The organism is Brevundimonas sp. (assembly GCF_016463295.1).
Lineage (GTDB): Bacteria > Pseudomonadota > Alphaproteobacteria > Caulobacterales > Caulobacteraceae > Brevundimonas.
The window spans coordinates 1-7,355 of the sequence record NZ_JAEMRO010000092.1 but is presented as its reverse complement, the minus strand read 5'-3'; the positions used below and the strand labels follow the sequence as shown (position 1 = coordinate 7,355).

At 68.3% G+C, this 7,355-nt stretch carries 4 protein-coding genes; 3 read left to right on the top strand and 1 reads right to left on the bottom strand.

Annotated features, from left to right (window positions below):
* From JHC81_RS12805 to JHC81_RS12795, 3 genes are all read left to right on the top strand, one after another.
* On the top strand, window positions 1-1,106 hold a 1,106-nt coding region (locus JHC81_RS12805), incomplete at its 5' end, for an efflux RND transporter periplasmic adaptor subunit (protein WP_366466218.1).
* A 7-nt stretch (window positions 1,107-1,113) separates the two neighbouring features.
* On the top strand, window positions 1,114-4,377 hold the full coding sequence (locus JHC81_RS12800) for a multidrug efflux RND transporter permease subunit (RefSeq protein ID WP_292175284.1): 3,264 nt from the start codon (window positions 1,114-1,116) through the stop codon (window positions 4,375-4,377).
* A complete protein-coding gene (locus JHC81_RS12795) occupies window positions 4,377-5,819 on the top strand; it encodes a TolC family protein (RefSeq protein ID WP_292175283.1) in 1,443 nt (480 codons plus the stop codon). The genes JHC81_RS12800 and JHC81_RS12795 overlap by 1 nt, the downstream gene beginning before the upstream one ends.
* Window positions 5,820-5,856: 37 nt before the next feature.
* On the opposite strand, the gene JHC81_RS12790 is transcribed toward JHC81_RS12795, so the two are convergent.
* The coding region (locus JHC81_RS12790) for a glutamate synthase-related protein (protein ID WP_292175281.1) at window positions 5,857-7,355 on the bottom strand (1,499 nt) is incomplete at its 5' end.

Genomic DNA, 7,355 nt, shown 5'->3' with positions numbered 1-7,355 from the left:
CCCCCGCCGTGACGGTGGCGACCCCGCTGGTGCAGACCATCCAGGACTGGGACGAGTTCACGGGCCGCTTCGAAGCGACGCAGGACGTCGAGGTCCGCGCCCGCGTCGGCGGCTACATTTCGGCGGTTCATTTCCGCGACGGCGACTTCGTGCGTCGCGGCCAGTTGCTGTTCACGCTCGACCCCCGTCCGGCCCAGGCCGCTCTGGCCTCGGCGCGTGCGACCCTGGCCCAGGCCCAGGCCCAGCTGACCCTGGCGCGCAGTGAATATGCGCGGGCCCAGACCCTGCTGGAATCCCAGGCCGTATCGCAAGCCGAGGCCGACACCCGTCGCGGTGCCGTGCTGACCGCCGAAGCCGCCGTCGCCGCTGCGAATGCGGGCATCCGCGCGCGGCAGCTGGATCTGGAGTTCACCCGCGTGGTCGCCCCGATCTCGGGCCGGGTGTCTGATCGCCGGGTCGATCCGGGCAATCTGATCGGCGGGGGCTCTTCCGCTGGCGACATCCTGACCACCATCGTCTCCAGCGCCCCGATCTACTTCACCTTCGACGGCTCCGAAGCCGTGATGCTGAAGTATCAACGTCAGGCCCGGAACGGCGCGGCCCCCATTCAGGTCCGCCTGCAGGACGAGAGCACCTACAGCCGGTCCGGCACGCTGGACTTCACCGACAACGCCATCGACACCGCCTCCGGCGTCATTCGCCTACGCGCCGTGGTGCCCAATGCCGACGGCTTCCTGAAGCCCGGCATGTTCGGCCAGGCGCGTCTGGCCGGGTCCGGCAGCTATCAGGCCATGCTGGTGCCCGACGCCGCCATCGCCACCGATCAGGGCCGGCGCAGCGTCCTGGTCGTGGCGGCCGACGGCACGGTCGCACCCAAGCCGGTGGTTCTGGGTCCGCTGGTCGACGGCCTGCGGGTCGTCCGCTCAGGCCTGGCCGCGACAGACCGCGTGGTCATCAACGGTGTCCAGCGCATCCAGCAGCCCGGCATGAAGGTGCAGGCCACCGCTGGTCGCATCCAGCCGGTCGCGCAGCAGAACCAGGTCCCGGTGACCACGGCGGCCCCGGCCTCCAGCGCCACCTTTGCCAACAGCGTCTCGGGCGACTGATCGCATCATGAACATCTCACGCTTCTTCATCGACCGGCCGATCTTCGCGGCCGTGGTCGCGGTGTTCATCACCCTGCTGGGCGTCTTCGCCTATCCGCTGCTGCCCCTGTCGCAGTATCCGGAGATCGCGCCCCCCACGATCACCGTCAACACCGCCTATGCCGGGGCCTCCGCCGAGACCCTGGCCGAGACCGTCGCGGCGCCCATCGAACAGGAGATCAACGGCGTCGAGGGGATGCTGTACCTCCAGTCGTCCTCGACCTCGGACGGGGCGGTGTCGATCACCGTGACATTCGAGCCCGGCACCGATCTGGATGAGGCGCAGGTCCTGGTCCAGAATAGGGTGGCCCTGGCCGAACCGCGCCTGCCCACACAGGTCCGCCAGATCGGTGTGACCGTGAACAAGCAGGAGAGCGGCTTCCTGATGATCCTGGGGCTGACCTCGCCGGACGGCAGCCTGAACAACGACTATGTCGGCAACTATGCCAACTCGACCCTGCGGGACCGCCTGCTGCGGATCGAAGGCGTCGGCAACATCACCATCTTCGGCGGCGGCAACTATTCGATGCGCGTCTGGATCGACCCGGCCAAGGCGGCCGAGCGCGGTCTGAACGCCACGGACATCACCGCCGCCCTGGCCAGTCAGAACATCCAGGCTGCGGCCGGTTCGATCGGCCAGCCGCCGTTCGCGACCAATGCCTCGGCCTTCCAGCAGCCGATCCAGGTTCAGGGTCGCCTGTCCGATCCGGAAGAGTTCGCCCAGATCGTCATCAAGACGGACGCCGAGGGACGCGTGACCCGCATCCGCGACGTCGCCCGCGTCGAACTGGGGGCCCAGGATTACGGCATCCGCGGCTATTTCGATGGCGAACGTGGCGTCGGTATCGCCGTGGTTCAGCAACCGGGTGCCAATGCCCTGGGGACCGCCGAGCGGGTGCTGGCCGAGGTCGAGGCCGTGCGCGCCGAACTGCCTGCGGGCATGAAGGTGGATGTCGTTTACAACCCGACCGAATTCGTCGCCAAGTCGGTGGAGTCGGTCCAGCACACCCTGATCGAGGCCGTCGTGCTGGTCGTCCTGGTCGTGCTGATCTTCCTGCAGAGCTGGCGGGCGGCGATCATTCCGATCGTGGCCATCCCCATCTCACTGCTGGCCACCTTCGCGGTGCAGCTGGCCCTGGGCTATTCGATCAACTCCCTGTCGCTGCTGGCCCTGGTGCTGGCCGTCGGGATCGTGGTCGACGACGCCATCGTCGTGGTGGAGAACGTCGAACGCTACATCTCCGAGGGGCTCAGTCCCAAGGAAGCCGCCTACAAGTCCATGCAGGAGGTATCCGGCGCCCTGGTCGCGATCGGCCTGGTGCTGGTGGCGGTGTTCATTCCGACCATGTTCGTGCCGGGCATTCCGGGCATCTTCTATCGCCAGTTCGCGGTGACCATCGCGGCGGCGACGGTGGTGTCTACCTTCATCTCCCTGACGCTGTCGCCGGCCATGGCGGCCCTGCTGCTGAAGCCGCACGCGCATCACGACGAGAACGCACCGCGCAAGACCGGCCTGTGGAACACCGTCAAATACTATGGCGGCTGGGCCGGCCGTAAGTTCAACGAGGGTTTCGCTTGGCTGTCGGACCGTTATGGCCGTCTGACCGGGCGTCTGGTTCGCATGGTGGCGATCATGCTGTTCGTCTACGTTGGCCTGCTGGGCCTGACCGCCTGGCGGCTGGTAGACACGCCGTCAGGCTTCATTCCGGACCAGGATCAAGGCTTCCTGATCGGTGTGATCCAGCTGCCCGCAGGGGCCTCGCTGGAGCGCACCGAGGCGGTCATGAAACAGACCAACGACATCATCGCCAAGACCGAGGGCGTCGACGGTACCGTGGCCTTCGCCGGCCTGGACGGTTCCAGCTTCTCCTTCGGGTCCAACGCCGCCACCATCTTCGTGCGTCTGAACGACTTTTCGGAGCGCGAGAGCAAGGAGACGGCCGCCGCCGCCCTGGCCGGGGCCATCACCGGCTCGGTTCAGGGAATCCAGGACGCCAATATCTTCGTCATCGCGCCGCCCTCCATCCAGGGTCTGGGCAACGGGAACGGCTTCGTGATGATGGTCAAGGACACGGGTGCCGCGGGCTATGGCGCGCTGGAAGGCGCGACCTTCGCCATGATGGGGGCCGCGGCCCAGGCCCCCGAGACGGTCCAGCAGGTGTTTTCGATCTACAACACCGGCTCGCCGCGGGTCGAGGCCGACATCGACCGCGACAAGGCCCTGATGATGGGGGTGCAGCCGAACAGTGTGTTCGACACCCTGGGCATCTATCTGGGCTCGTCCTACGTCAACGACTTCAACTATCTGGGCCGGACGTTCCGCGTAACGGCACAGGCGGAGCCGGCCTATCGCGACGACATGGCCGACATCGCCAATCTAAAGGTCCGGGCCAACAGCGGGGCGATGGTGCCGATCGGTTCGGTGGCCAACCTCAAGGAGACCTCGGGACCGGCCCGGATCGTGCGCTACAACCTGTCGCCTGCGGCAGAGTTGCAGGGCCAGGCCGCGCCCGGCGTGTCGTCCGGTCAGGCCCTGGCTGCGATGGAGGGGATCGCCGCCAGCGCCCTTCCGCCCGGCTTCACCTATGAATGGACGGGGCTGGCCTATCAGGAGAAGGCCGCATCGGGCGGTGCCGCGATCATCTTCGTGGTGGCCGTGCTGCTGGTCTTCCTGGTTCTGGCCGCCCAGTACGAGGCGTTCACCCTGCCGCTGGCGGTCATCCTGATCGTGCCGATGTGTCTTCTGGCGGCCATGCTGGGGGTCAATGCCCTGGGGCTGGACAACAACATCCTGGTCCAGGTCGGCCTGGTCGTTCTGATCGCACTGGCGGCCAAGAACGCCATCCTGATCGTGGAGTTCGCCAAGCAGAACGAGGATCACGGCGAGGCCGTGCGGGACGCCGCCATCCATGCCGCACGTACGCGCCTGAGGCCCATCCTGATGACGTCCTTCGCCTTCATCCTGGGCGTTCTGCCCCTGGTGCTGGCGCATGGGGCGGGCGCAGAGATGCGTCAGGCCCTGGGCGCGGCGGTCTTCTTCGGCATGATCGGGGTGACCCTGTTCGGCCTGATCTTCACGCCGGTCTTCTATGTCGTGATGCGTACCCTGGCGGCCCGCCTGCCCGGCTCGCGCAAGAAGAAGACTGACGACATCACCAACGGCGGCCTGCCGCCCCACGACCGGAGCCCGGGTTCGCCCGCACCGGCCAGCCCGCGTCTGGGAGACGCCTGATGATCTCTGTTCCCAACCCCCGGATCCTGACCGCCACCGCGTTCTCAGCCCTCTTGCTGGCATCGTGCGCGGTCGGGCCGAAGGCACCCGACGCCACCCTTCCCCCCCTCGCGTCGGGTGCTTTCGTGGGCTCCACCAGTGCGTCCGTGTCGGCGGCGACGCCCGCGCGCGACGATTGGTGGCGGCTTTACAACGACCCCGTTCTGGACGGCCTGGTCACCCAGGCGCTGACCGAGAACAACGAGCTGGAGGCCGCCGCCGCCAATCTGCGCCGCGTCCGCGCGGCCCTGGGCGAGGCCCGCACCGGCCGTCTGCCGACCACCACGACTTCTGCCAGCTATGCCAACACTCAGCCCTCGGCGGCCAGCGTGCCGGCGGGCACCCTGCCGCCCGGCACGGATGCGCCGGAGGTCGAGACCTATGACGCCGGTCTGGACGTCTCCTACGAGATCGACCTGTTTGGCCGGGTCGGATCGACCATCCGCGCCGCGCGTGCCGATGCGGACGCCGCCGCCGCCGCTTTGGACGTCGTGCGCGTCACGGTCGCAGCGGAAACCGCTCGCGCCTATGCCGATGCCTGTTCGGCCAACGCCCAGATCGACGTGGCCCAGCGCACCATCGAACTGCAGTCCTCGACCGTCGATCTGACTCAGCGCCTGCTGGATGCCGGATCCGGCAACGGTCTGGACACGGCTCGTGCCCGCTCGGCCCTGGAAAGCAGCCGCGCCAGCCTGCCCCCCCTGCGGGCCCAGCGCGACGAGGCCCTGTTCCGCCTGGCCACCCTGACCGGACGCACGCCAGCCGAGGTCAGCGAGGCCGCCCGCGCCTGTGGCCGCCCCCCGCAACTGGCCCAGCCGGTTCCGATCGGCGACGGTGCCGCCCTGCTGGCGCGTCGCCCCGACGTGCGTCAGGCCGAGCGCAACTTGGCCTCTGCCGCCGCCCGCGTGAACGTGGCGACGGCGGACCTGTATCCCCGCATCACGCTCGGCGGATCTCTCGGTGCGACGGCGCTGGATGCCGACGGCCTGGGCGACAGCGAGAATTTCCGCTTCTCGTTCGGCCCCCTGATCAGCTGGTCCTTCCCCAATGTCTTCGCCGCCCGCGCACGGATCGAACAGGCAGATGCGTCCTCGGATGCGGCCCTGGCCACCTTCGACCAGACGGTGCTGACCGCGCTTCAGGAGACCGAGACGGCCTTGGCCAACTATGCCAACGAACTGGACCGCCGCACGGCTCTGCAGGCCGCGCGCGACCAGGCCGCCACCGCCGCCCGCCTGTCACGCCTGCGTTTCGACGCGGGGGCCGACAGCTTCCTGACCGTGCTGGATGCAGAACGCACCCTGGCCGGAGCGGATGCACAGCTGGCGTCGTCGGATGCCTTGGTCACCACCTATCAGATCGCCCTGTTCAAGGCGCTGGCGGGAGGCTGGAGCGAGGGGTGATACGGCTGTTCCTTCTCCCCTTGCGGGAGAAGGGCGTTTAAGCCCGCTTCACCGCCGCCTGTGCCGCTTCTTCCCGCGGCAGCACATGCCGGAAGTGCGTGACCGCCACCGGCCAGGTCTCCAGCAGCCTCCGCGCCAGGGGTGAGCCCGTCTCCTTGGAATGACGACTGACCAGGGCTTGCAGCCGCGACGCCGCCTCGCCCATCACCACGCCCGGCACGACCGAGGCAGTGTTGAAGCGGATGTGGGCGGTGCCTTCAGGATCGTGGACGAAGGCCTCGCCGCCGCTCATGCCGGCACCGAAATTCCAGCCCGTCGTGCCCAGAATGACGACCGCGCCGCCGGTCATGTATTCGCAGCCGTGCGCCCCGCAGCCCTCGACCACCGCCGTGACGCCGGAGTTGCGAACCGCAAACCGCTCGCCCGCCGCACCGGCGGCCAGAAGCGTGCCCGACGTCGCGCCATACAGGCAGGTGTTGCCGATCAGGGCCTGACCCGCCGCCCAGGCCGAGGGGCGCACGATGATCTCGGCCCCCGAAAGGCCCTTGCCGACATAGTCGTTGGCCTCTCCGTCCAGCTCGATGCGCAGGCCCTTCATGCCGAAGGCGGCCAGCGACTGGCCTGCCGCGCCGCGCAGGTTCAGCGTCAGATGGCCGTCAGGCAGGTCGCACCCATAGCGGCGCACGATGTGCGAGGACATCCGAGTGCCGATGGCCCGCTGGGTGTTGGCCACCGCATAGGTCAGCGACATCTTCTCGCGCCGCTCGAGGAACGGCGTGGCGTCGCGCACGATCCGGGCGTCGAGTGCATCGGGCACCGCGTTGAACGGAGCCTCTGGCGAGCGCACATCGCCTTCGCCCACCCGCACCAGCAGGGGGTTCAGATCCAGATCGTCCAGTTGCGCCCCGCCGCGCGAAACCTGCCGCAGCAGGTCCGTCCGGCCCACCGCCTCGTCCAGCGAACGCAGGCCCAGAGAGGCCAGGATTTCGCGCGTCTCCTCTGCGATGAAGGTGAACAGGTTCACCACCTTGTCCGCCGTGCCGGTGAACATGGCGCGCAGCCGTTCGTCCTGGACGCAGACCCCAACAGGACAGGTGTTGGAATGGCACTGGCGCACCATCAGGCAGCCGACGGCGATCAGGCTGGCGGTGCCGATACCGTATTCCTCGGCCCCCAGCATGGCGGCGATGACGACGTCGCGGCCGGTCTTGATGCCACCGTCGGTGCGCAGGCGGACGTGTCCGCGCAGGCCGTTCAGGCTGAGCACCTGATGCGCCTCCGACAGGCCCATCTCCCACGGCATGCCCGCGTGCTTGATCGATCCCAGGGCCGAGGCTCCCGTGCCGCCGTTGTGGCCCGCGACCAGGATGATGTCGGCCTTGGCCTTGGCGACGCCTGCCGCCACTGCCCCGATGCCGGACGAGGCGACCAGCTTGACCGTCACCCGCGTGTCCGGATTGATCTGCTTCAGATCGTAGATCAGCTGGGCCAGGTCCTCGATCGAATAGATGTCGTGGTGCGGCGGCGGGCTGATCA

Coding starts and splice junctions, on each gene's coding strand:
- JHC81_RS12800 (WP_292175284.1), top strand. CDS start 1,114: ATGAACATCTCACGCTTCTTCATCGACCGGCCGATCTTCGCGGCCGTG.
- JHC81_RS12795 (WP_292175283.1), top strand. CDS start 4,377: ATGATCTCTGTTCCCAACCCCCGGATCCTGACCGCCACCGCGTTCTCA.